The sequence below is a fragment of the Sphingopyxis sp. YF1 genome (genome assembly GCF_022701295.1).
Classification (GTDB): domain Bacteria; phylum Pseudomonadota; class Alphaproteobacteria; order Sphingomonadales; family Sphingomonadaceae; genus Sphingopyxis.
Genome location: NZ_CP033204.1, coordinates 3,082,862 through 3,107,633, shown reverse-complemented (window position 1 = coordinate 3,107,633; position 24,772 = coordinate 3,082,862). Strand labels below are relative to the sequence as shown.

Sequence of the window (24,772 nt, the reverse complement as noted above, 5' to 3'; positions counted from 1 at the left end):
GGCTGCCGCCAAACCGTCACACAGGCTGCCTAGGCGCGGCTCGTGCCGCATCTGGGCGGCCGGATGAGAGGGCATGTGTCGACGACACCCAATCTGGTCGTAAACGGCGCTACGGGGGCCTGCCGCGACGCGGCGCGCTTGCTGGTCATCGAGGATGATCGGCAGACCCGGGCCTTTCTGCGCGCGGGGCTTGAGGAGAGCGGCTATGTCGTCGCTTGCGCGGCGGACGGGGGCGTGGGTCTTGAAGCGGCGAGGCGCCTGCGGTCCGATGCGATCATCCTCGATCGTATGCTGCCCGCGACGGATGGCCTGACGCTCCTTCAGACGCTGCGCGATGAAGGCATCGATACGCCGGTCCTCATCCTGTCGGCGATCGGATCGACCGACGAACGGGTCCGCGGACTGAGGGCGGGGTCCGACGATTATCTTGTGAAGCCGTTCGAGATGAGCGAACTGGTTGCGCGTCTCGAGGTCCTGCTGCGCAGGCGGTCGGCGCTTTCCGCATTGACGCATCTTGAGTTCGAAGATCTGTCGCTCGACCTTCTCGCGTCCCGCGCGTCGCGCGCAGGCAAGGCGCTGGCGCTCCAGCCGCGAGCGCTTCAACTGCTCGAATTCCTGATGCGAAATCCGCGTCAGATCGTCACGCGGTCGATGATTCTGCATACTGTCTGGAACTATGACTTCGACCCCCGGACGAATGTGATCGATGTGTATGTCAGCAATCTTCGGCGGGAGATCAACCGTCCGGGCCTGACGCAACTGCTCCACACCGTCCGAGGCGTGGGCTTTCGTCTGAGCCCTGAGGCGTGAGCCTCGCTCAATCCTCGTCCGCATGGGGAAGAGAAGAAGCGACCGGTTGCCAGATCGGACGGTGGCGACGTGTCGGTACTTGGCGTCGACATTGGGCATCAACGAGTGTGCGCTTCACCTTGCTGCACGTTCTGCTGAGCCTTGCCTGCACAATCCCGGTTCTCGTATATGTTTACAAGGAAGTGGACGAGATTCTCCTGTCGGAATTCACGCGCCCGCTCGAGTTTCGGCAAAGCAATCTCGACAAGCAATTTCGCAGCGGCGGAATCCCGAAGCTCAAAGCCGAAGTGGAAAGCCGGGCAGCGCGCGTCCATCATGACCAGACCGCGATTCTTCTCGTCGACCCTGCGGGTCGCAAGCTTGCCGGCAACCTTGCTGTTTGGCCGGCTTCGGTTCCGGTTTCGGGTGGCTGGATTCCGGCGACGCTCGAGCGGGACGGCATAGGGCATTCAGAACAATTTCTCGTGCGCGCCAAAGAGCTTCCGACGGGACACCGCGTGCTCTTGGGAGGGTTGCTCGACAACCGGGCAGAGATGCAGGAGGCGCTGCTAACAGCCCTGATTGCGGCGCTCGCGCTCGCCATTCCGATCGGACTGGTCGGAGGCCTGGCGCTGGCGCGCCAAATGAACCGGATGGTTGCCGCTATCGGAGATCTGGGAGCGCATGTCAGTGTTGGAGATCTGAAACGGCGCGCTGCTACCGATGGCAGCGGTGATCCCGTCGACCGCCTCAAGTCCACCCTGAACCAGATGCTCGATCGCATTCAGAAGCTGGTCGAGGAGCACCGGATCCTGACCGATGCGCTCGCTCATGATCTCAGGTCGCCGCTCACGCGCATTTCGATGCAACTGGCAGGGGCATCACCGGTATGTGGGAAGCAAGATCATGCGGAGCGATTCGAGATGATCGGCCAGGAAGTCGATGGCGTGCTCCATATCCTTGAAAGCGCACTCCAGATCAGCCGTGCAGAAGCCGGGACTGGTAAAGAGAGCTTTGAGCCGGTCGACGTATCCGCGATGATGCAGGATCTTTGCGAAATCTATGGTCCGTTGGCCTCGGCCGCAAAGGTGCGGCTGGAGTTCGAAGGCGAAGGCGACCTGGTCGTTCAGGGGGACCGGGTTCTTCTTGCGCGGGCGGTTTCCAACCTGATCGACAATGCCATCAAATATGGCGCGGGCGGGAATGTTATCTACCTTCGGACCGAGCGGGAAGGGCACACGGTTCGGATCGAGGTGTCGGACCGTTCGGCGGGCATTCCGGAAGAACGACGTGCGGAAGCGCTCAGAAAGTTCGGGCGGCTCGATCATGCCCGCTCGACACCGGGAAGCGGCCTTGGTCTTACCCTCGTGAACGCGGTTGCATCGTTGCACAGCGGTTCGTTCGAACTGCTCGATCACCGCCCCGGCTTGCGAGCCGTTATTGCGCTGCCGGCTAGTCGGCCAACATAGACGTCTTGCTGCTTTATGCTGCCACAACTCCAAAAGCCGCCAGTCCGCAATCGGCCATTGGTGGCATCGTCCACACGAATTGCGCCATCGAGCCGATTGTGACGCTGATGACGCAACTGGGAGGATTTGCGCAAGTTTCATCTCTTTGAACGGAGCAAGTCGATGACGGTCAGCAAGCAGCTATACCAGATCGAGCAGGCCTTCTAGCTTAAGGGTGAGGAACATTTCATAGGGTCAGGACCCATTGATTTGATGTGACGGCTGTGATTCAGGCTCGCGGTGAGGAGCTTGGATGATGAGTGATTTGTTCTGGCTGACGGCCGAGCAGATGGCGCGTCTTCGGCCCTATTTCCCAGAGAGCCATGGCCGCGAGCGCGTTGACGATCGGCGCGTTTTGAGCGGGATCATCTTCGTCAACCGCAATGGGCTGAGGTGGCGGGATGCGCCGAGGGAATATGTCCCGGCGAAGACGCTCTACAATCGCTGGAAGCGGTGGAGCGACAAAGGCATCTTCATCCGCATGATGGAAGGACTGGCCACACCGCGGGCTGCTGATCGCAAGGCGATCATGATCGACGCGACCTATCTCAAGGCTCACCGCAGGGCAGCCAGCCTTGGAGAAAAAAGGAGGCCCGGGACGCCTGATCGGACGGACGAAAGGCGGCATGAGCACCAAGCTGCACGCCGTGATCGATGCGAATGGTCGTCCGATCAGCTTCTTTATGACCGCCGGACAGGTCAGTGATTATACCGGCGCGGCCGCGCTGCTCGATACCCTATCCCAAGGCGCAATGGATGCTGGCCGACCGGGGCTATAACGCCGACTGGTTCCGCGACGCCTTGCAGGAAAAGGGGATCACGTCCTGCATCTCGGGTCGAAAAATACGGAACGAGACCGTCAAATACGACAAGCGCCGCTACAAACGCCGCAACCGTATCGAGATCATGCTCGGTCGCCTGAAAGACTGGCGGCGCGTCGCAACGCGCTATGATCGCTGCCCGAAGGCCTTCTTCTTCGCCGTGGCCCTCGCCGCTACCTTCATCTTCTGGCTCTGATCAATGAGTCCTGACCCTAGAGTCGTACCGACGTCTCCAGCATGTCGCCGAAGCCGCACACCGTGATCCGATAGTCTCCCGGTTCGAATCGCCAGCCGTGCGCCGCCGTGTCGCGGTAACGCAGGTCGTCGAGGGCGATCGTCAGCGTCACCGTGCGCGCCTCGCCGGGCTGGAGCGACACGCGCGTGAAGGCCTTGAGCATGCGCGGCCAGCGCTCGATCCCGCCGGGGCCGCCGACGTAGCAAAGGAGACTCGCATCGCCGGCGCGGTCGCCGAGGTTGCTGATGGTGGTGGTGATTTCGAGCGCGGTCGCGGTTGCACGCACGTGCAGCGCGCGTTGGCCGAAACGGGTGTAGCTGAGGCCGTGGCCGAAGCGATAGCGCGGTTCGACCCCGTCGCGCGCGAATTTGCCGTAGCCGTGCCAATAGTCATAGCGGATCGTGTCGGCGTCGCGGTCGAAGAAGGGGTAGTGGGCGGGATCGCGCGCGACCGTGAAGGGCAGTCGGCCCGACGGGTTCGCGTCGCCGAACAGGATGTTGGCGAGTGCGGTGCCGCCCTCCATGCCCGCGTAGAAGGTTTGCAGGATCGCCGCGGCGCGGCCGCGCCAGCCCTCGACGAGCACCGCCGACCCCGCGACGATCGCGACGATCACCGGGGTCCCGGTGGCGGCGACGGCGTCGATCAGCGCGACCTGCGCCGCGGGCAGGTCGAGCGACAGCCGGTCGCCGCCGATCGCGGCGCGGCGCGTGCCGTCGCTTTCCTGTCCGAGCGTGAGCTCGCCGGGAATATATTCGCCTTCCTCGCGCGCGGTGTAGCCCGCGACGACCAGCGCGACGTCGGCGCCGCGCGCGGCGGCGACCGCGGCCGCGATATCGTCCTCGTCGCCGGTCAGGATCGCGTCGGGACCCAGGCGTTCGCTCAGCGCCGCAAGAGTCGTCACGACATGCGGCGGGCGGACGCGGCTTGATCCCCTGTCGCCGGTGTTCGCCTGGACCGCCAATTTGCCGAGCACCGCGATACGCCCGATCTTCGCGCGATCGAGCGGCAGGACGCCGTCGTTTTCGAGCAGGACGATCGATTTTTCGGCGGCCTCGCGCGCGAGCGCGACGTGCGCCGGGCCGGCGACCAGCTCGGCCGGATAGGCCTCGCACGGATCCTCGGCGCAGGCGAAGCGATATTGGGTGTGCAAGATGTTGCGGCAGGCGCGGTCGATCACCCACGGCGCGACATGCCCCGCCTCGACCGCCGCGACCAGCTTGTCGCCGAGGATCTGCGGCTCGGGATTTTCGATGTCGAGCCCGGCGGACACGGCATAAGGCTTGTACAATCCCATCACCCAATCCGAATGGACGAAGCCGGAAAAGCCCCATTCGGTGCGCAATATGTCGGTAAGCAGGCCGTGGTGCTGGCCGCAATATTCGCCATCCAGTTTATTGTATGCACTCATCACCGTCGCGATGCCGGCGTCGAGCGCGGCCTTGAAATGCGGCAGGTAGATCTCGTGCAGCGCGCGTTCGTCGATCCGCACATCGACCCTGAAGCGGGCATTCTCCATCGAATTGAGCGCGAAATGCTTCACCGTTGCCATCACATTCTGGGTCTGGATGCCGAGCCCGAGCGCGGTGCCCATCGCGCCCAGATGATGCGGATCCTCGCCATAGGTTTCCTGTGCACGGCCCCACGCCGGGTGGCGGAGAAGGTTGATGCAGACGGCGCCCGACAGGTCGCAATCCTGCGCGCGCATCTCCTTGCCCATCGCCTCGCCGATCCGCATTTCGAGGTCGGTGTCGAAGGTCGCGCCGCGCGCCATGGTGCATGGAAAGCAGGTGCTTTGCCCGCGCGCGACCCCGCGCGGCCCGTCGGAGAACCACAGCGGGGGGACGCCCAGCCGTTCGATCCCGCTGCCGGCGCGATAGGGGCGTGCGCCCCACAATTTGTCGTCGGCAACGAAATCGGCAAAAAAACCGCGTCCCGACAGCATGCCGACCTTTTCGGCGAGCGTCGCCTCGGCGATGATCGCTTCGATCGTTTCGGAAATCCACGCGTCGGACGCACCGCGGCGGGGAGCGAAATCATGCTGCGTCGGATCGGTCATCGGGCGTCTTCCGTTGTTTGGAGGAATGGGGCATTGCGGCGCGCGTTGCGCCACGCGATCGCACGGACGAGACGCGCATGGGTGCGTGCGTCGAGCGGATAGAAATGGATGAACAGCCCGGCGCAGATCGCCAGCAGGGCGGGCGCCAGTCCGGTGAGCGCGCGGATGCTGGTCAGCGCTTCGGGGGTTTGGTCGGCGTTGGGAACATAGCCGATCGCATCGAGCAGGATGCCGATCAGCCCGGTGCCGACCCCCAGCGCGACCTTTTGCGTAAAGGCGAGGAAGCCGACAAGCGCTCCTTCGGCGCGCAGCCCCGTCTGCCATTCGCCGACCTCGACCGTGTCGGGCAGCATCGACCAGAAGGTCAGGACGAAGGCAGCGCTGCCGACGCCGTTGAGCGCGAGCAGCCCATAGAGCAAGGGTCCCGCTTTCGGTGCGAGGGCGAAGATCAGGATGTTCGCCGTGGCACCGATCGCGATACCGCTGAGCCATACCGTGCGCTTGCTCGTCCGCCGTGTCACCTTGACCCACGCCAGCATCGACAGCGCGGCGGCGGTCAGCGAAATAGTCAGACCGACGGTGATCGTCTCCTCCGACCCGGCATAATATTTCATGTAATAGAGCAGCGCCTTGCCCCCCATCGCATAGCCGATCGAGCCGACGAGCGTTGCGCCGAGCAGGAGCAGGAAGGCGCGGTTCGAACGCACCGCAGCGAGCATCGCGCCAAAGGCTGGATGCGCGTCGGGGGCTTCGCCGATCGCCTCGCGTGTCCGCGCGAAGCAGTTGAGCAAGACCAGCGTCGCGATGCCGGCATAGAGGATCGTGACCCACAGAAAGCCCTCGCGCCCGCCGCCGAAGCGGCCGACGAGCGGCAGCGTCGCCGCGGCGAGCAGCAATCCGGTGAGGATCGCGAACAGCATGCGTGCGCCGGCGAGGCGCGAGCGGGTCAGCGAATCGCCGCTCATCCGCGCCGAGAGCGCGACGAAGGGGATGTTGACGACGGTATAGGCGGTGCGGAACAGGATGTGTGTGACAAGGCAGAAGGCTGCGAGCGCGGTCCCCGACAGGCCGAGCGGCATGAACATCGCGACAAAGCTCAGCGCGAGGAGCGGGGCGCCATAGAGAAGATAGGGACGGTAGCTGCCGAAGCGGCTGCGCGTCCGGCTGGCGATCACCCCCATCGCGGGGTCCGTAATCCCCTCCCATACCAGCGCGATCATGATGATGAGCCCGGCCAGCGACGCCGAAAGCCCCAGCACGTCGGTGTAAAAATAGAGGAGGAAGAGCGAACAGAAGGTGAAATAGAGGTTGAAGGCGAGGTCGCCCGATCCATAGGCGACGACCTGACCGGTCGCCAGATCGGTGTGCGCTGCCGTGACGCGATTGCTGCTGGTCATCGTTGCTCCCTCCCCATCGACGGCACGGGTCTATCGCAACGCAATTCCTTTGTCTGCTATTTTTATCCAGATGGATAGTTATTTGCTGGACTTGCCTTCCAGTCGCGATACGCCGGGCAGGAAAAGCGCTACGATACCGTCGGAATAGGCCTCGATCGTTTCATCCGACAGCGCATCGATCCCGTGCGTGTGCTTGGCCTCGGCGGCGAGGTTGAAGATCGATTGGGCGGCACCGGTCAGCGCATAGATCATCAGCACCGGGTCGACCCGCGGCATTTGGCCGCTTTGCATCAGTTCGTCCCAGCGGGGCAGGATGCGATCGTGGCTCGGCCGGATGAACTGCTTGGCGGCCCATTCGAGCCGGTCATTGTCGCGGAAGGATTCCTGCACCATCAACCGCGCGTGTTCGGGATGTTCGGCGCAATAGCGGATATAGCGCCGCAGAGAGCGCTCGAACGCCTGGCCGGACGGCATGTCGGCCTCTTCGGGCGGCGGGCGCAGGATCTCGGACATGCGCGCGAACAGCAGGCGAACCGCCTCGCGCCACAATTCGTCCTTGGTGCCGAAATGATATTTGATCAGCCCGTGCTGGACACCGACCGTCTCGGCGATTTCGCGCACCCCGACGCCGTCGAAGCCATGGCGGGCGAACAGCAGCAGCGCCTCTTCGACGATGCGCTGGCGCGTTGCGACACCGCGATCCTGGACGCGCCTCTTCGGCTCCCGCTTCGGTTGCAATCTATTCGGTCCCCGGCTGTCGGTCCCGCGCCCCGGACGGGCGACGAGGCATTTGGCAACTATCAGTTGTCGGCCGGTCTTCGCAACGGCCAATACGGCGGCAGGATCAGGGCAGCGTCTTGCCGCCCGGGAGGCGGTCGGGTTCGCGTTTCACCCCCAGCGGTTCGAACCGGGCGCGATAGCGATCGAAGCGCGCACGCATGTCCTGGACCACATCTGGATGCAGCGAGGCGACATTGTAATTTTCGCCCGGATCGGTCGACAGGTCGAAGAGCAGGTTGGCACCGATCCGCGCGAGTGGAAGGTCATATTCGCGGTAATAGCTGCGCGCGACGAACTTCCAGCGGTCGGTGCGGATGCCTGCCACCTTTTCATTGTCGAACAGGATCAGATCATCGTGCGGGCCGGGTGCTCCCTTGTGCATCACCGCGCTGATATCCTTGCCGTCGATATCGACCCCGGCGGGCAGCGGCTTTCCGGCCAGGGCGGCAAAGGTCGGCAGCAGGTCGAAATTCATCGTCAGCGCGCCGCTCCGGCTGCCGGCGGGAATACGGCCGGGGGCCCAGGCGACGAAGGGTACGCGATACCCGCCGTCCCAGCCGGCGCCGCCCTTGCGGTCGCGCAATGCGCCGCTCGATCCCTCGAACCACGGGCCATTGTCCGAGGTGACGATGACATAGGTGTCGTTCGCAAGGTCGAGTCGTTCGAGTTGTTGGCGCAGCCGGCCGAGCTCGGCATCGACCTCCTCGACGACGTCGCCATAGGCGCCGGCGGGCGAATGACCGGCGTGGTCGGGGGTCGGGTTCAGCGGGATGTGGGGTGCGGTCAGCGCCAGCATCAGGAAGAAGGGCCGGCTGTGGTTCGCTTCGACGAAGTCCGACGCGCGCGCGAAGAAACGCTGCGTCAGCCGCACCATGTCGACATCCTCCTGCGTGAACTCGACGCCCTTGCCTGCGGTGTAGAGCGAAAGCGGCTTCATGTCGTGGCTGTAGGGCAGACCGAAAAACAGGTCGAAACCTTGCACGGTCGGCGGCCAGTAGGGTGGGACATGGCCAAGGTGCCATTTTCCGATCAGCGCCGAGGCATAATCCTTGCCGAGTATTTCGGGGATCGTCATCTCGCCGGGTGGCAGCCCGTTGGTGTCGCTGGCCTGTATCACCTGATGGGCCAGTCCGGTACGGATCGGGTAGCGCCCGGTCAGCAGGCCCGCCCGCGACGGGGTGCAGACGTTGGCCGAGGCATAGGCGTCGGTCATCAGCAGCCCGTCGGCGGCGAGGCGATCGATATTCGGAGTGCGGATCGCGCGCGACCCGTTCGCGCCGATGTCGCCGTAGCCGAGGTCGTCGGCGAGCACTACGATGAAGTTTGGCGGCCGCTTGTGCGCCTCCCGGCTTTTCGACTTCGCCAGCGCGAGGGTCGAGGCACCGCCGGCGCCCGCCAGCGCGAGGGCGGCGAGCAGGCTCCGGCGATCGAGGGTCGTCATCAGAACCGATACTCCACGGTGGCGCCGAACTGGCGCGCGGCGGTTGACGGGAAGAATTGCGACTGGCCGCCTTCGTCGAGCGGGGTGTCGTAGATCAGTTCGACGAAGCTCTTGTCGGTCAAATTCTTGCCCCAGATCCACGCCCGCATGCGATCGCCCGGCAGCGCGAAGCCGAGTTGGGCGTCGAGCAGGCCATAGGCCTTTTGCACCGACTTCGGATCGAGGTCGAGCGCGGTGAAGGTGCTACCGCGATGGGCATAGGAGAGCTGCCCGAAGATGCGGTTGCCCGACGCCGACACCTCGGTTTCGTAGCGCAGCGTGGCGTTGCCGGTAAATTTCGGCGCCTGGGCGAGCGGCTTGCCGGTCAGGTTCTGGCTTTTCTGCCCGCCGGCGGTGATGCACCCCTGCGCCACCGTCTGTCCGTAGAAGCACGGCGCGCCCTTGAAGTCGGTATATCTTGCCTTGGTGTATGCCGCACCGCCGTCGAGACTGAACCCCGCGCCAAGGTCGATGCTGACGTCGGCTTCCACCCCGCGGGTGCGCAGCGAACCCGCGTTGACCACATCGAACACCAGCGTGCCGGTGGCCGAAGTGCCGATCGCCTGCGCCTGGAAATCATCGAAATCGGTCTGGAACAGCGCGACGTTGAGCCGCACCCGGCGGTCGAACAGCTGCGTCTTGGCGCCCAGTTCATAGGCGGTCGGAATTTCGGGTTCGACGGTGCGCAGCACGGCCGAATCGAGCAGCGGGTTGAAGCCGCCGCCCTTGAAGCCGCGCGCGACGCTGCCATAGAAAGTGACGGCGTCCGACGGGACGAACTGCGCGCCGAGGCGCCACGTCCATGCCCCGTCGACGCGCTTGCCGCGTTGCGTGGTGGGGGCGACGATGGGAGTCGTACCGGGCAGACCGTAGCGGCTGAAAGTCGTATTCAGCCGCTCGACGGTGTAGCGCAGCCCGCCGAAGAGGTTGAAGTGGTCGCCGAAATGATAGGTGGCGTCGGCGAAGGCGGCGAAATTCTGCGTTTCATTTTCGACCGCGATCGCGCGCGAAAGCTTGGTGCCGAGCGGGGCGAGCCCGAACGTCCCTTGCTGGCTGTTGGTGAGGTCGAAACTCTGGTTGAACAGGAATAGCCCGCCGACCCATTCGAACGTCTGCTTCGACGGCGACGAGAGACGCAATTCCTGGGTGAACTGGCGCTGGTTGCTGACCCCGGCATTGATGCTGAGCACCGCGGTCGGGCGCTGGTCGGAATCGTTGTTGTCGGTGGTATCCCACCAGCGCATCGCCGAGATCGAAGTGAGGGTAATTCCGCTCGCGCCCTCGATGTCGACCTGGACCGATCCGCCATAGGTTTCCTGCCGGACGAAGGTCCGGCCATCGAGCGTCACGTCGCGGTTCTTGGGTCCGGGAACGATGCCGGCGGCGGTGACAAGCGACTGGACGTTCGCGTTGGTCCCGAAGCTGCGAATCGTCCACATGCAGCAGGCGGCATCGCGCGACGAATAGTCACCGGCGACCAGCACGCGGATATTGTCGGCGGGCTCCCACAGCAATTTGGCACGTGCGCCCCATTCGTCGCGCTCGTTGAGGCGGCTGCCGTCGAAGCGATTCCTGATATAGCCGTCGCGCTTGGTGAGATAGCCCGAGGCGCGGAATGCCAGATTGTCGGTCAGCCCGCCGGTGACCGTGCCGCGCAGGACGATTTCGTCAAACTCGCCATAGGTCGCCTGCACGCGTCCGCCCCAATCGTAGCCGGGGTCGTTGGTGACGATGTTGAGCACGCCCGCCGAGGCATTCTTGCCGAACAGCGTGCCCTGCGGTCCGCGCAATATCTCGACGCGCTGGACGTCGAAAAAATCGGTGAGACCGGCACCCTGACGCCCGATCGGGACGCCATCGACGACGATGCCGACCGATCCCTCGATCGCCGACGAGAAATTGTTGGTACCGATTCCGCGGATCGAAATGCCGGCACCGCGCGGGTTGTTGCTGCCCTGGAACGAGAAGTTCGGGGTCGCCGTCTGCAGCTGGGAAATTTCGGTGATGTTGCGGTTGCCGAGCTGTTCGCCGCCCAGAACCGCAACCGATAGCGGAACATCCTGCAACGACTGCTCGCGCTTTTGCGCGGTCACGACGATCTCGTTCGCATTGTCGGCGGCGTTTGCATCGGGCGTCGGAGCGCCTTCCTGTGCATAGGCACCGCTCACGATCAACGTCGACCCCATCAACGCCGTGATTGCACGCTTCATTGTCCATCCTCCCCAATATTTATCCATATGGATAGTAATTTTGCCATCGCCTTGTCAAGACGGAGTCCGCGGGGCGGACGGCGGGGATTCGAGCGGGCGCGTTGGTCGTCGCGCGGCGCGGCGGGCGATCGGCAAAAGATGCGTCGGCCGCCGGAGGAAAGCTTCGACCGGCGCGGTTTCCTGCGCCCCAACATTATTCAAGTTGCTGAAACGGGCGACCGTGGGGCATGCCCGCGCAATCGGCCACGGAAGCGAAATCGCGATGACTGCCAAGCATAATATCCTGATCGTCGACGATCATGGCATCACGCAGAGCGGACTGAAGCTGCTGTTTGCGTCGCACGATCGCTATCAGGTGATCGGGGCGCTCGATCGCGGGGCGACGGTCAATGCCTTCGTCCAGTCACAGCCGGTCGACCTCGTCATTCTCGACCTCAACCTGCCCGACGTCCGCGGCATCAACGTGCTCGCCGAGATCGTCGGATCGCGCGACATGACGGTGATCGTGCTGACCGGCGAAACGCTGCTGGCGGAGATCGACTATGCGCTTAAGCTTGGTGCGCGCGCGGTGGTCAGCAAATCCGATCCTCCCGAACAGATCGTTGCCGCCTGCGATGCGGCGCTGGCGGGCGACATTTTCGTGTCCGACCATATGCGCGAGGCGCTCGGCAAGTTTCACCAGCCGCCCGTTGCGCTGTCGTCGCGCCAGATGGCGATCCTCCACTATCTGGCGCAGGGCGAGAGCAACAAGGAAATCGCGTACCGGCTGGCGATTGCCCAGCCGACCGTGTCGTTCCACATCGCCGAACTGCGCCGCAAGCTCGACGTGCCGAACAACCGCAAGATCGTCGAGCGGGCGCAGGAACTAAAGCTGCTCTGACGCTCCCAGCGCCGGATGGCGACCCATTTCGCGGCAGGGCGGCTTGACGATCATCAGGCCGACGATGTCGCTGAGCCGGCCACGTGTCACCGTGGTGTCGTCATAGGTTAGTGCTACGAGCCGGTCCCGCATCGATCCGCTCTCGGCCAGCGCCGCATCGAAAGCCGCGCGCTGGTCGAAATCGAGAAGTCGCCGCGTGCCGATTCCGGCCTGCAATTCGTCGGTCGCGCATGGCGTCACATGGTCGAACGCGCAGGGCAGGGTGATCCGGAGCGTCGTGCCCTCGGATGAGGAGGCGATGATTCGGAGTGTTCCCGACAATATTTCGACCAGCCGTTTGGCCGACCGGAATCCCGATCCCGACCCCTCGATGCTTTCGTCGCCGCGCAACCGCGTCGCGGTGTCGCCGTTGAGCGCCGCGACCAGTTCGGCGGACAGGCCCCGGCCGCTGTCCGCGATCGTTATGATCGCATTCCCGTCGCGGCGCTGGAGCATGACCTTGGCGCCACCCTTGTCTGTAAATTTATACGCATTGCTCAGCAGATTGGCGAGCGCGCGCATCAGGAGGGGTTTGTCGGAGATCAGGGTGACATCGCCCTCGACCCGCGTTTCGAGGCGCAGTTTCTTGTCGGCGAAGGGCGCCTTGAACATCATCTGCAGCGGTTCGAGCAGTGCCCGCGCCTCGAAGGCGCTCAACGCGAGGAAGCGTATGTCGCTGCCGACGATATTGGCGCCCGACATGGTCGTCGAAACGATTTCGCTCAAATAGGTCGCCGAACTCTGGAGCATACCGGTGAGTTCGTCGTGGACGCCATCGGTATCGCCGCGGCGGAGCACCTCTACCGCGGTGTTCAGCGCGAGGATCACCTGCTTGCTGTCGTGACCCGACGCGTGGAGCAGCGCATTCTGGCTGTTCACCGTTTCGAGTGCGAACGCCTTTTCCTGGGCGAGCCGCGCCGCGTGCTCGCTCATCTCGAGCCGTTCGGCCAGCGAGCGCGCATATTTATGGTCAGCGACCAGCTTGTCGTTCTGGATCTTCCTCAGGTTCAGCCCGAGCGCCAGCGTGACCATGATCGATTCGAACAGCCCGACGGGACCCGCAAGGTGCCAGTTGATCGGTAGCCAGGCGAAGAAGCCCATCGAAGCGATCGCGGCGTAGATGATGAAGACCGCAAGGCTCCCCCAGCCAACGAACAGCGGCCAGAGCTGGCGGCCGAGTTGCTGCATCGCGGCAAAGCCGACAAAGGGCAGGAACAGTGCGACCGCGACCGCAACCAACCAACCGCCAATGTGCAGTGCCTGACGAAACCCGGGCGGATAGAGCGCCAGCCCGGGCTGCAACACCATGATCAGCAGCGCGGCACCGATCAGGACGCGCAGCGCGACGTCGCGGCGCGGGAAATGCGCGGGCGTGTTAATGAAGCTGCGCCCGAACTGGGCCATGGCGGCGGCGAAGCCGCATTTGAAGACATCCTCGATCGCGACCCCGGCCAGCGGACGGTCGGCGAGAAAGAAGATGGTGATATAGCCTTCCGAATGCACCGTGTTGAGCGCGAAGAAACCCTGCGCGACGGCGAGCCAGATGAATTCGCGATGCCCCGTGATCGAAAAGAACAGGAAGTTCAGCAGGATCAGCACGACGACCCCGAATACGACGCCCGAGACCATTGCGATGTTCGATCGTCGTTCCTTGAAGAAGCTGCCGTAGCTGTTGATCTTGAGCGGAAGATAAGTCGAATTTTCCGACAGGAAGTCGATCAGCAGCAATTTTTCCTGCCCGGGGTCGAGCACGAATTCGGTGCTGAAGGCCTGATAGGTCCGCAGATTTTCGCTCGCGATCGCCGGATCGGTGCCGTCGACGAGCAGGTGCGGCTGGTTGCCCGACATTTCGTAGAGGCGGAAATAGCTGAGCGAACCGCGTCCGGTCGTGAAAATCCAGCTTCCCTGATTGTCACCGGCATTGCGGACCTTGATCATTACCATCGTCTTGCGGCCGGGCGGCCCGAAATGGATTGTCGGCCCGGTGACGCGCTGGAGCGGTTCGGCCAGTACGCTCGCCATGTCGATCGTCGCCGGATAGGCAGTGCCCGTCTTGTAGCGCACGAAGCGCGCGAGCGCCGGGGCATCCTCGCCGGCGTGGAGCTCGATCGTCGGCAGGACCCGGGCTGCGGCCCCGCTGGGCGACAGCCAGGCCAGCATCATGAAGGCGATGAGGGAGATCCAGTGTCTCGTCGGCATGCGGCCAAATCTGTCGCGTGCCGGTCGGTTAAAGTCAATTTCACTTTGATCGGGGGTTTTGGCGACCCCGTCCCGCGTGGCGGCGGCGGTTGCCCCCCGTCGCCGCCGCCGCATCCCGGCGGCGCGCGATCGCGCGGGCGCACCGGGATGGAGCCTGATGCACGACCCGGCCGCGGCGCACCACCCCAAGGAACATTGGGTAGACGCGGCGTGTCCGCGGTTCCTAATCGATCCGAAATACAGCCGAAGGCGGGGGGCCTCCATTCGGCGGATGGGTCGCAGAAAATGGCAAGCAACGGAGGTGGAGTGCGCGCGGCGTCCTTCGCCGACGACCATGCTTGTGTTCGTGACTTGTCGGGGAGTGTGAACATGTCGAAAATTTCCAGATCGCGCCTGATGGCGACCAGCGCCATTGCGGGCCTGTCGATCCTTCAGCTGCCGGCGGCGCATGCGCAGGACGCGTTCGGCGTTCACAATGACCAGCCCGACACGCTGGAAGTTGTCGTCGGCGCGGGGGAAGAGGTCGAGGGCGACGATATCGGCGTCTATGCCGACAATGGTGCCGTCGTGGTCGACAATGCCGGCACGATCCGCGGCAATGGACCGGTTTATGGCAGCATCGACAGCCGGCCGAGCGGCGGTGTCGTGATCGCCCAGCCGGGATCGAGCGTGACCAACAGCGGCACGATCAGCGGTACTGCCAACGGCGTGACGACCTCCTATTTCTTCGGCGAGGATGCGGAAGGCGAAAGCCTGCCGGCGCAGGCGCTGGCGACCGATACGACGGTGACCAATAGCGGGCTGATCCGTGGCGAAGCGGGGAGCGGGGTTGCGCTGATCGGCGGCGGCGACGTCGTCAATAGCGGCACGATCCAGGGTCTCAACGGCACCATAGGCAACGGCGCGCAGGGCAATGGCGTCGTCATCGCCGAATTCCCCGAAGCCGTTGCCGAAGGGGTGACCGGCATCGGTTCGCTGACCAACAGCGAAACCGGCCTGATCGAGGGGCAGCTGTTCGGCGCGCTGCTGCAGGGTGGCGGCACGATCGACAATGCGGGCATCATCCGCAGTACCGGCGCCCCCAATCCGGCGACGCCCAATGTCAGCCCCTTCGGTTTGATCGTCGGCGCCAACGCCAGCCAGGAAGGACGCAGCGCGACGGTCAACAACAGCGGGACCATCTCCGGCTTCCTCGGCCTGCTCGCGGGCGGTACGCTGGAAAGCGCGACGATCAACAACACGGGCCTGATCACCGCCAATCAGGCGGCCGTTTTCGGTCTCAACAGCGGCGCGCTGATCGTCAACAACGACGCCGACGGCCAGATCGTTGCGAACGGCCCCGCGATCGTTTCGAATGCCGGCACGCTCACGGTCGACAATGCGGGCCTGATCCGCAGCAACGCGCAAGCCGGCATCAACATCACCACCGCCAACGCGGTGATCGACAACAGCGGGACGATTCAGGGCGGTACGTTCGGTATCACCACCAATCCGTTCCAGGTCGGTCCCGGCGTCTTCGACGATCGTTCGGTCAACACGACGGTGACCAATTCGGGCGCGATCATCGGACTGAACAACGACGGCATCCGCCTGCAGGGCGGCGGCAGCGTCACCAACAGCGGCATGATCAGCGGGCAACAGAATGTCCAGGCCGACGGCGTGTCGATTTTCAGCCTCGTCACGCAGGATCTCGAAACCTATTCGGCGACCGTCGCCAATACGGCGGACGGTTCGATCGACGGCAACCGTTTCGGCGTCATCATCTCGTCGGGCGGCACGCTCGACAATGCCGGGACGATCGGCGGCAATGCCGGCGGGGTGGTGATCCAGAACGGTCTCGCGGCCGACGATATCACCGGGACGCTGACCAACAGCGGTACGATTACCGGTCATGCGGGAATGGGCGTGGCCTTCGACGGGCTTGCGACGGCAACGCTGGGCAACAGCGGGACGATCGAGGGGCATGGCGGCGATGGCGTCTATGCGACCAATTTGCGCGACGGTGTTGCAATCATCGACAATGACGCCGACGGCGTGATCACCGGCGCGCAGTCGGGTGTTCATGTCGAACAGGGCGGCCTCACCCTGACCAACGCGGGCACCATCCGCGGCGACGGCGGTAATCTCGGTTTCGATGCGCCGCCCGATGCCGGCGTCACCATTTCGGGTAGCGTCAACACGATCACCAACAGCGGCACGATCTCGGGCAATCGCTTCGGCATAACGACCGCCAATTATTTCAACCCCGCCACCGGCCAGCTCGAAGGCCTCGCGACCGGCACGACGGTCGTCAACAGCGGCACGATCATCGGTGACAATGACGACGGGGTGCGGTTGATCGGCGGCGGCAGCGTCACCAACAGCGGCACGATCGAAGGCCGGGTCGAGGACTTCGCCGATGGTGTGTCGATGTTCGCCTACACCAATCAGGCCAACGAGGACTATAGCGCCGCGGTGAGCAACGAAGCGGACGGCACGATTGCCGGCGCGCGCTTCGGCGTCATCCTGTCGGGCGGCGGCGACGTCACCAATGCGGGCAGCATCACCGGCGTCGTCGGCGGTGTGTTCGTCCAGGGAACCGCGATCAACAGCGATCCCGGGGAGGATCGCAGCGGCCTCGTCGGCCGCGTCGTCAACAGCGGCACGATCACCGGGACCGGACCGCGGCAGGCGCTCGGTTCGGGCAACAACGGCTATGGCGTCGGTTTCGGTAGCGACATGTCGACCGCGATCCTCGACAACAGCGGCTCGATCACCAGCGAACAATCGGTCGGCGTCCTGCACGGATCGCTCGCCGATCTGACGATCACCAACGCTGCGGGCGGTGTCATCACCGGCGCGACGTCGGGCATTTACGGATCGGCGGGGGGCACGCTGGTCGTCAACAATGCCGGCACGATCCGTGGCGAGGGCACCTACGACGGCTTCGCCGCGCCGCCCGACGCGGGGATCACGATCGGGACCGCCGATTCGAGCGTTACCAACAGCGGCACCATCTCGGGCGCCGGCGCGGGCATCACCACCGCCTATCTGTTCGACGAGGATATCGGCCAGCTGGTCTTCCTTGCGGCAGGCACCACCGTGGTCAACAGCGGCACGATCCGCGGCGAGGCGAACGACGGCGTGCGGCTGATCGGCGGCGGCAGCGTGACGAACAGCGGCACGATCCGCGGCGAGGGCAGCGCGCTGGCCGACGGCGTGTCGATCTACCCCTTCGATCAGCAGGTGCTCGAAAATTACGCCGGCGTCGTCACCAACAGCGAAAGCGGCGACATCAGCGGCGAGCGCTTCGGGATCATCCTCTCGGGCGGCGGCACGATCGACAATGCGGGCACGATCACCGGCGATGGCCCGGGCGGCGTGCTCATCCAGCGCGGCACGGGGCTGGTGCAGGAAAGCGGCCACAGCGGCCTGCTCACCAACAGCGGCACGATCGCCGGGACCAACGGTTATGGCGCGGTCGTTCTGGTCACCGACAATGCCACGATCGCCAACAGCGGCACGATCACCGGCGCGACCTCGGGTGCGGTGGTCGAAGGGGTGGCGGTATCGGCCGACATCGCGCAGACCGGATCGATCACCAACAGCGGCACGATCACCGGTAGCGGCACCTTCGGTGTCGCGACCGCGGGCGCGCTCGACACCGCGGAGATCGTCAACAGCGGCACGATCAGCGGCGCCACCGACGGCGTTATCCTGGGCAATTTCGGCCACGCGACACTGACCAACAGCGGCACGATCACCGGCGGCGGCCGCGGCGTGTGGGGCGACGACAGCGGCCCCGTTACGCTCGACAATGCCGGCGCGATCGCCGGGGGAAGCGGCGTCGCGGTGCAGCTCGGCAGCTTCGACGACAGCGTCATCCTGCGCACCGGCAGCAGCATCGACGGCGTCGTCGATGCGGGCGCGGGCACCGACGGGCTGACGCTCGACGGCGATATCCTCGAACTCACTGCGGCGCAGCAGATCGGCGCGACGGCCAATTTCGAGACGCTCGACGTGGCGGCGGGCTATTGGTCGACTTCGGGCATGGTTGGCACGTTCGACGCGGTGACGATCGCCGAAGGCGCCGCGCTCCAGGTCAATGAAGTCGATCTTGGCGACGATGGGCTGAGTTCGCCGATCCTGACCTCCGCGGTCACGACCAACGGGCGCCTCGTGCTGAACTTCAGCGGTGACGACCAGTTGTCGGAACTCGACGCGCTGTCGGTCACCGGCACCGGCGTCCTCCAACTGATCGGCGAGGCGGTGTTCACCGTCGACACCGATACGCTCACCCACACGGGCGGCACCACCGTCTCGAACGGCGGGCTGATCCTGACCGGAACCCTGCTCGGCGATGTCAGGACCGAGGGGGACGGCGTCTTCCAGCTCGGGGCCGGCGGGACCGAAGGCAATTTCGCGGGTAATATCGTCAACGACGGCACCTTCGTCTTCAACCGCTCGGACGATTACGACTTCCTCGGCGCCTTCTCGGGCACCGGGACGCTGGTGAAGGATGGCAACAGCGTCCTGTCCTTCCTCGGCGACTACGGCTTCACCGGACTCACCAGCATCCTCGCGGGATCGGTGCGGATCGGGGGGGTGATCGATCCCGGAACCGACTTCAACCTCGGCGGCGGCTCGCTCGACATCAGTGGCACCAACCAAACGATCGGCGGCCTGTCGGGCGGCGGCGGAGCGACGGTGATCATCGACGACAGCGAACTGACCATCGATCAGGATGAAAACACCAGCTTCGCCGGCGACATCGCCGGCAACGGCAGCCTGACCAAGGACGGCGACGGCATCCTCAACCTGACCGGTACGAACAGCTACACCGGCCCGACGAACGTCAACGGAGGGACGCTCGCGATCAACGGCAGCATCACCTCCGGCGTCACCGTCAACACGGGCGGCACGCTTGGCGGCAACGGCAGCGTCGGCGACACCAATGTCAACGGCGGCGGGACGCTGGCGCCCGGCAATTCGATCGGCCGCCTCACCGTCAACGGCGATCTCGCGCTCGCCGCGGGTTCGGTCTACCAGGTCGAGGTCAATGCCGCCGGGCAAGGCGACCGTGTCGATGCGACGGGTGCGGTGACGATCGCCGGCACCGCAAAGGTCGAAGTGCTCGCGGAGAACGGCAATTATCGTCCACGCACCGACTATGTCATCCTGACCGGCGCGACCGGCGTCACCGGGCGCTTCGGTTCGGTGACCAGCGATCTCGCCTTCCTCAACCCCTTCCTGCGCTACGGCTCGAACGCCGTGACGCTGTCGCTCTACCGCAATGACATCGACTTCGCCGACGTCGCGGCGAACGCCAACCAGGTCGGGGTCGCCCATGCGGTGCAGGCGCTGGGAATCGACAATCCGTTGTTCGAGACGGTGCTGGTCCAGAATGCGACGACCGCGCAGGCGACCTTCGGCGACCTGTCGGGTGAAATCCTCGCCAGCAGCGTCAGCGGCCTCACCGACGACAGCCGGCATCTGCGGAACGCCCTGCTCGACCTCAAGGGACCTGAAGAAAGCGGCGCCTTTGTCTGGGGTTCGGCCTTCGGCGGCTGGGGCGATTTCGATGCCGCCGGCGGGCGCTTCGCGATGGACACCGATCACAAGGGCTTCGTCGCCGGCATCGGTTACGGCGGCCAGGGCTTCGCCGCGGCGCTGTCGGCGGGCATCGGTTCGTCGGACTTCAACCAGGAGGGGCGCAGCGACCGTGCCGATGTCGAGAGCAAATATCTCGCCGCGCACGCGACCTACGGCACGGGCGAGGGCATCCGCGCCGCTTTCGGCGTGAGCTATGCCTGGCACGACATCGACAGCAGCCGCGCGGTGGGCGCGGCACCGCTCGCGCAGACCCTGGTCTCGCAGCGCGATGCCGACACGCTGCAGGTCTTCGGTGAACTCGGCTACGACGCCCGGATGGGCAAGGCTGCGGTGACGCCCTTCATCCGTCTTGCGCACGTCAGCACCGATGCCGACGGCGTGACCGAGACCGGCGGCAACGCCGCGCTGGTCGTAAGCAAGGCGGAGCAGAAGGCGACCTTCCTCAGCCTCGGTGCGCGGGTCCGCTTCAATGCCGGTGAGGGCGGTTTCCAGCCTTATCTGTCGGCCGCCTGGAACCGGACATTCGACGACCGTGCGGCGGCGTTTGATGCTCGCTTCGCGGCGGGCGGCCCCGGTTTCACCATCCTCGGCGTGGCGATCCCCAAGGATTCGGCCGAGGTCGAGGCGGGTTTCGACTACAGCACCGGCAATTTCCGGATCGGTGCCGCCTATACCGGCACGCTCGCGTCCGACCGGACCAGCCACGGTGCCCGGATAACCGCCCGGATCGCTTTCTGATCTGCGACCCGGTCCGTATCGATCGGGGCGGTTGGAGGCCGGCGCGACACCCAGTCGCGTCGGCCTCGTCATTTCTGCGGGGTGGCGACGGCGATCGGGGGAACCCGATGCTTTGTGCGGCGTGTCCCATATGATGGCCCCGACGAAGAAAAACCCTCCGCCGCCGCCCGCGCCACCGCCACCGGCGCCGCTGTGCCGTTTCGAGGAACTGGCGAACCGCGAAAACCGGCTGCGCGAGGAAGCGGACGCGCGGTGCGACCCCGACAAAAGCACGGACAAGGACTGGTCGCGGGAACTCTTCGTGCGCCGCGACGCTATCACAGGCGATGGAACTCAACGCGCCGATACTCGTCCACTGGATCGACCTCGATCTGCTCGCGCGGCTCGGCATTGCGGCCCTGCTGGGGCTGTTGCTGGGGCTCGACCGCGAGATTCGCGGGCATGAGGCGGGGTTTCGCACCCACGGGCTGATCTGCTTTTCGGCCGCGGCAATGACCGTCTCGATCATCGTGCTCCACGCCCAGATCGGCGGCGAGCGCGCCGATCCCTTGCGCATCTTCGAGGCGACGGGCGCGTTCATCGGCATCATCGGCGCCGGACTGATCGTGTTCAGCAAGGGCGAGGTGCGAAACCTCACCACCGCCGCGCATCTGTGGCTGGCGGCGGTGATCGGTATCGCGTGCGGGGCGGGGCAATGGCCGCTGGTGCTGATCTGCAGCGTCATCAGCGTCGTGATGCTCAGCCTGCTCGGCTGGATCGAGGCACGTTGGGAGCGTCGGCGCGCCGACGCCGACGATATGCCGTGATATTGCCATTTGGCATCGTATATCTTATATAGTGCCATAAGGAGATGATCCATGCTGGCCTTGCAGCCCGTCGATACCGCGGTGCCGCCCTTTCGGCCCGATCCCGTCACGCAGGAGGAGGGGGCGGCGATGTTCCGTGCCGCCATGACGCTGTTCGGAAAATGGCGCCTGACCGACGAACAGGGTGCGACCCTGCTCGACATGCCGCTGCGCAGCTATCGCCGCTGGAAGGCCGAAGGCCCGGGCCGCCTGTCGCGCGACGGCCGGGCGCGGCTGTCGAACCTGATGGGCATCCACAAGGCGCTGCGCATCATCTTTCACGAACCGCAGCGCGGCTATGACTGGATCGGCGCGTCCAACGTGGCCTTTGCCGGGGCGAGCGCGCTCGATGTGATGCTTGGCGGCGAACTCACCGACATCATGCGCGTGCGGCGCTATCTCGACGCCGAACGCGGCGGATGGTGACCGGCACTGCGGCGCTTCCGGTCGCGCAGATCCAATGGCCGGGGGCGGTGCGGATCATCCGCAGCCTGTTCCCGCCGATCGACCTGTTCGAGGATATCGCCGATCCGGCCGACTGGGCGCTGCTGCTGTCGGCGGAGCAGAAGAGCAACCCGCGCATCATGGCGACGGTGGGCAATCTCGACCGCGTGCCGCCCGACCGGCGTGTCGGCGGGCCGGGAGCGTCCTTCCTGATGGCGCCCTTCACCCATGTCAGCTCCGACCGGAAAAGTCGCTTTTCGGACGGCAGCCATGGCGTGCTCTATGTCGCCCGGGCTTATGAAACCGCCTTGTTCGAAACCATCCACCACCATGCGCGCTTCATGGCGCGAACCGCCGAGGCGCCCGGCTGGACCTCGCAGTTCCGCGAGATCGTGCTGACCGTCGCGGCCGGCCTGCACGATTTACGCGGCGAGGGCGATGGCGGGGAAGCACTCGCCCCTGACGATTATGCCGCGGGCCAGCGCCTCGCTGCCGGGCTTCGCGCTGCGGGCGCCGACGGACTGGTCTATCCCAGTGTCCGTCATCGCGGCGGCGAGTGCGTCGCGCTCTTTTACCCCGACGGCGCGTCGGCTCCGCTGCAGGGGCGCCCCCTCGACTATCATTGGGACGGCGGCCGCGTCGACCTGGTTCGCGACGCGGGAACAGGCGCGGTGTTCCGGCTCGTCGAGCAATGATACGGCGGCGTCTGCGACGCGGCGCAGCGTAAAATCATACGCAAATACTATGCGGCCCGACTTTTCCGGCTCTCGAATTAAAACGCCGGCCTCTCCTATCTGACGCTCCGCAGGCGAATCGCGCACGCTTCCCGTGGCGACGTCTTGCCGGAGCAACCGCATGCAGGACCTTCTCTGGATCGGCATCATCCTCGCGCTTTTGGCGGCAAGCCTCGGCTATGCCCGCCTCTGCGACGACGCGTGAGGGGTGCCGATGACTCCCGACCTTTGGCTCGCCGCGATCACCGCGCTCGGCCTTCTCGCCTATCTTGTCGCCGTGCTCGCGCGGCCCGAACGCTTCTAGGGGGAGGCGGATCATGACCGTCCAGGGATGGTTTCTCATCGTCGCCTTCGTCGGCATCCTGCTGGTGCTGGCGCGGCCTATGGGCCAATGGCTCTTCGCGCTCTATGAAGGGCGCCGAACGCCGCTGCACCGCCTGCTCGGCCCGGTCGAGGCGGGCTTTTACCGCCTCTCGGGGATCGACCCCGCCGAAGAGCAGGGGTGGCGCCGCTACGCGGTCCACATGCTGATTTTCAACACGGTGCTGCTGCTCTTCACCTATGCGGTGCTGCGCCTGCAGGGCGGGCTGCCGCTCAATCCACTCGGCTATGACGGCACCAGCGCGCATCTCGCCTTCAACACCGCGATCAGCTTCACCGCGAACACCAACTGGCAAAGCTATGGCGGCGAATCGACGATGTCGAACCTGTCGCAGATGCTCGGCCTCACCATCCACAATTTCCTGTCGGCGGCGACCGGCATCGCGCTCGCCTTCGCGCTGTTTCGCGGTTTCGCACGGCGCGAGAGCAAGGCGATCGGCAATTTCTGGGCCGATATGACGCGGGTGACGCTCTATCTGCTGCTGCCGCTCTGCATCGTCATCGCCCTCTTCTATATCGCGAGCGGGGTACCGCAGACGCTCGCGGCTTCGGTCGATGTGACGACGATCGAGGGCGCGAAGCAGGTGCTCGCGCTCGGCCCCGTCGCGAGCCAGGAAGCGATCAAGCTGCTCGGCACCAACGGTGGCGGCTTCTTCAACGCCAATTCGGCGCATCCGTTCGAAAATCCGACCGCGCTCACCAATCTCGTCCAGATGCTGTCGATCTTCGTGATCGGCACCGGGCTCACCTATTGCTTCGGCAAGGCGGTGGGCGATACGCGTCAGGGCTGGGCGATCCTGTCGGCGATGATGCTGCTGTTCCTCGCCAGCGTCGCGATCACCTATTGGCAGGAAGCCGCGGGTAACCCGATCCTGCACCAGCTCGGCGCGCACGGCGGCAATATGGAGGGCAAGGAGGTGCGCTTCGGCATCGCCGCCTCGGCGCTGTTCGCGGTGGTCACCACCGCGGCATCGTGCGGCGCGGTCAATGCGATGCACGACTGCTTCACCGCATTGGGCGGGATGATCCCGCTGTTCAACATGCAGCTTGGCGAAGTCGTGATCGGCGGCGTCGGGGCGGGAATCTACGGCTTCCTGCTCTTCGCGATCCTCGCGGTGTTCGTCGCGGGGCTGATGGTCGGGCGAACCCCCGAATATGTCGGCAAGAAGATCGAGGCGCGCGAGGTCAAGCTCGCGGTGCTCGCGATCGCGGTGCTCCCGCTCACCATCCTCGGTTTCACCGCGATCGCGTCGGTCACCGGAGCGGGGCTCGCGGGGCCGCTCAATCCGGGACCGCACGGCTTTTCGGAGATCCTCTATGCCTTCACCAGCGCGACCGCGAACAACGGGTCGGCGTTCGCGGGGCTGAGTGCCAACACGCCCTTCTACAACGGGCTGCTCGGGATCGCGATGTGGATCGGCCGTTTCTTCATCATTATACCGATGCTGGCGATCGCGGGCGGTCTGGCGGCAAAGAAGCACACGCCCGAAACGGCGGGCAGTTTCCCGACCACGGGACCGCTGTGGACGGGCCTGCTCGTCGGGATCGTGCTGATCGTCGGCGGCCTGACCTTCCTGCCCAGCCTCGCGCTCGGGCCCGTCGCCGATCATCTCGCGATGATCGGCGGCCAGCTTTTCTAAGGAT

The 24,772-nt window shown here is 65.1% G+C and carries 16 protein-coding genes and 1 pseudogene; 11 read left to right on the top strand and 6 right to left on the bottom strand.

The annotated features are described in order from the left end of the window. Positions 1–75: 75 nt before the first annotated feature. The 4 genes and pseudogenes from EAO27_RS15105 (at position 76) to EAO27_RS15090 (ending at position 3,314) form a co-directional block, all read left to right on the top strand. Positions 76–810 carry a response regulator transcription factor gene (locus EAO27_RS15105; protein ID WP_242771177.1) on the top strand — a complete coding sequence of 245 codons (735 nt, stop codon included), beginning with the start codon at positions 76–78 and terminating at the stop codon, positions 808–810. A gap of 182 nt (positions 811–992) precedes the next feature. After that, the gene (locus EAO27_RS15100) at positions 993–2,258 is read left to right on the top strand and encodes a HAMP domain-containing sensor histidine kinase (protein WP_242771174.1); all 1,266 of its coding nucleotides are present in this window, start codon (positions 993–995) and stop codon (positions 2,256–2,258) included. A gap of 5 nt (positions 2,259–2,263) precedes the next feature. Further along, positions 2,264–2,407 carry a hypothetical protein gene (locus EAO27_RS15095; RefSeq protein WP_242771171.1) on the top strand — a complete coding sequence of 48 codons (144 nt, stop codon included), beginning with the start codon at positions 2,264–2,266 and terminating at the stop codon, positions 2,405–2,407. Positions 2,408–2,553: 146 nt separating this feature from the next. Continuing rightward, positions 2,554–3,314, top strand: a pseudogene (locus tag EAO27_RS15090) (IS5 family transposase). 16 nt (positions 3,315–3,330) lie between these two features. Here EAO27_RS15090 and EAO27_RS15085 read toward each other — a convergent pair. The 5 genes from EAO27_RS15085 to EAO27_RS15065 form a co-directional block, all read right to left on the bottom strand. Continuing rightward, complete coding sequence (locus EAO27_RS15085; protein ID WP_242771170.1) at positions 3,331–5,409, bottom strand: glycoside hydrolase family 3 C-terminal domain-containing protein; 2,079 nt, start codon at positions 5,407–5,409, stop codon at positions 3,331–3,333. Further along, positions 5,406–6,806: a glycoside-pentoside-hexuronide (GPH):cation symporter gene (locus EAO27_RS15080; protein WP_242771167.1), complete on the bottom strand. Its 1,401-nt coding sequence runs from the start codon at positions 6,804–6,806 to the stop codon at positions 5,406–5,408. The genes EAO27_RS15085 and EAO27_RS15080 overlap by 4 nt, the downstream gene beginning before the upstream one ends. A gap of 78 nt (positions 6,807–6,884) precedes the next feature. Then, on the bottom strand, positions 6,885–7,637 hold the full coding sequence (locus EAO27_RS15075; protein ID WP_242771165.1) for a TetR/AcrR family transcriptional regulator: 753 nt from the start codon (positions 7,635–7,637) through the stop codon (positions 6,885–6,887). A gap of 13 nt (positions 7,638–7,650) precedes the next feature. Then, positions 7,651–9,027 (bottom strand): sulfatase, encoded by a 1,377-nt coding sequence (locus tag EAO27_RS15070; RefSeq protein WP_242771163.1) that lies wholly within the window; start codon positions 9,025–9,027, stop codon positions 7,651–7,653. Next, a complete protein-coding gene (locus tag EAO27_RS15065) occupies positions 9,027–11,276 on the bottom strand; it encodes a TonB-dependent receptor (RefSeq protein WP_242771161.1) in 2,250 nt (749 codons plus the stop codon). Before EAO27_RS15065 ends, EAO27_RS15070 begins: the two co-directional genes overlap by 1 nt. A gap of 262 nt (positions 11,277–11,538) precedes the next feature. On the opposite strand from EAO27_RS15065, the gene EAO27_RS15060 reads away from it, so the two are divergent. Then, positions 11,539–12,156 (top strand): response regulator transcription factor, encoded by a 618-nt coding sequence (locus tag EAO27_RS15060; RefSeq protein WP_242771159.1) that lies wholly within the window; start codon positions 11,539–11,541, stop codon positions 12,154–12,156. On the opposite strand, the gene EAO27_RS15055 is transcribed toward EAO27_RS15060, so the two are convergent. Beyond that, positions 12,142–14,358 (bottom strand): sensor histidine kinase, encoded by a 2,217-nt coding sequence (locus EAO27_RS15055; protein ID WP_242771157.1) that lies wholly within the window; start codon positions 14,356–14,358, stop codon positions 12,142–12,144. The genes EAO27_RS15060 and EAO27_RS15055 overlap by 15 nt on opposite strands. Positions 14,359–14,763: 405 nt before the next feature. Here EAO27_RS15055 and EAO27_RS15050 point away from each other — a divergent pair, with 405 nt between their 5' ends. The 6 genes from EAO27_RS15050 (at position 14,764) to kdpA (ending at position 24,768) form a co-directional block, all read left to right on the top strand. Beyond that, positions 14,764–20,724, top strand: a complete 5,961-nt coding sequence (locus EAO27_RS15050) for an autotransporter domain-containing protein (RefSeq protein ID WP_242771155.1) — start codon at positions 14,764–14,766, stop codon at positions 20,722–20,724. Between the two features lie 326 nt (positions 20,725–21,050). After that, positions 21,051–21,530 (top strand): MgtC/SapB family protein, encoded by a 480-nt coding sequence (locus EAO27_RS15045; protein ID WP_242771152.1) that lies wholly within the window; start codon positions 21,051–21,053, stop codon positions 21,528–21,530. Between the two features lie 51 nt (positions 21,531–21,581). After that, positions 21,582–21,995, top strand: coding sequence for an MbcA/ParS/Xre antitoxin family protein (locus EAO27_RS15040; RefSeq protein WP_242771149.1), 414 nt, complete (start codon positions 21,582–21,584; stop codon positions 21,993–21,995). Next, the gene (locus tag EAO27_RS15035; RefSeq protein ID WP_242780607.1) at positions 21,992–22,708 is read left to right on the top strand and encodes an RES family NAD+ phosphorylase; all 717 of its coding nucleotides are present in this window, start codon (positions 21,992–21,994) and stop codon (positions 22,706–22,708) included. The genes EAO27_RS15040 and EAO27_RS15035 overlap by 4 nt, the downstream gene beginning before the upstream one ends. Positions 22,709–22,961: 253 nt before the next feature. Then, complete coding sequence (kdpF, locus tag EAO27_RS15030; RefSeq protein WP_242771145.1) at positions 22,962–23,051, top strand: K(+)-transporting ATPase subunit F; 90 nt, start codon at positions 22,962–22,964, stop codon at positions 23,049–23,051. Between the two features lie 13 nt (positions 23,052–23,064). Next, positions 23,065–24,768, top strand: a complete 1,704-nt coding sequence (gene kdpA, locus EAO27_RS15025) for a potassium-transporting ATPase subunit KdpA (protein WP_242771142.1) — start codon at positions 23,065–23,067, stop codon at positions 24,766–24,768. Positions 24,769–24,772 lie beyond the last annotated feature (4 nt).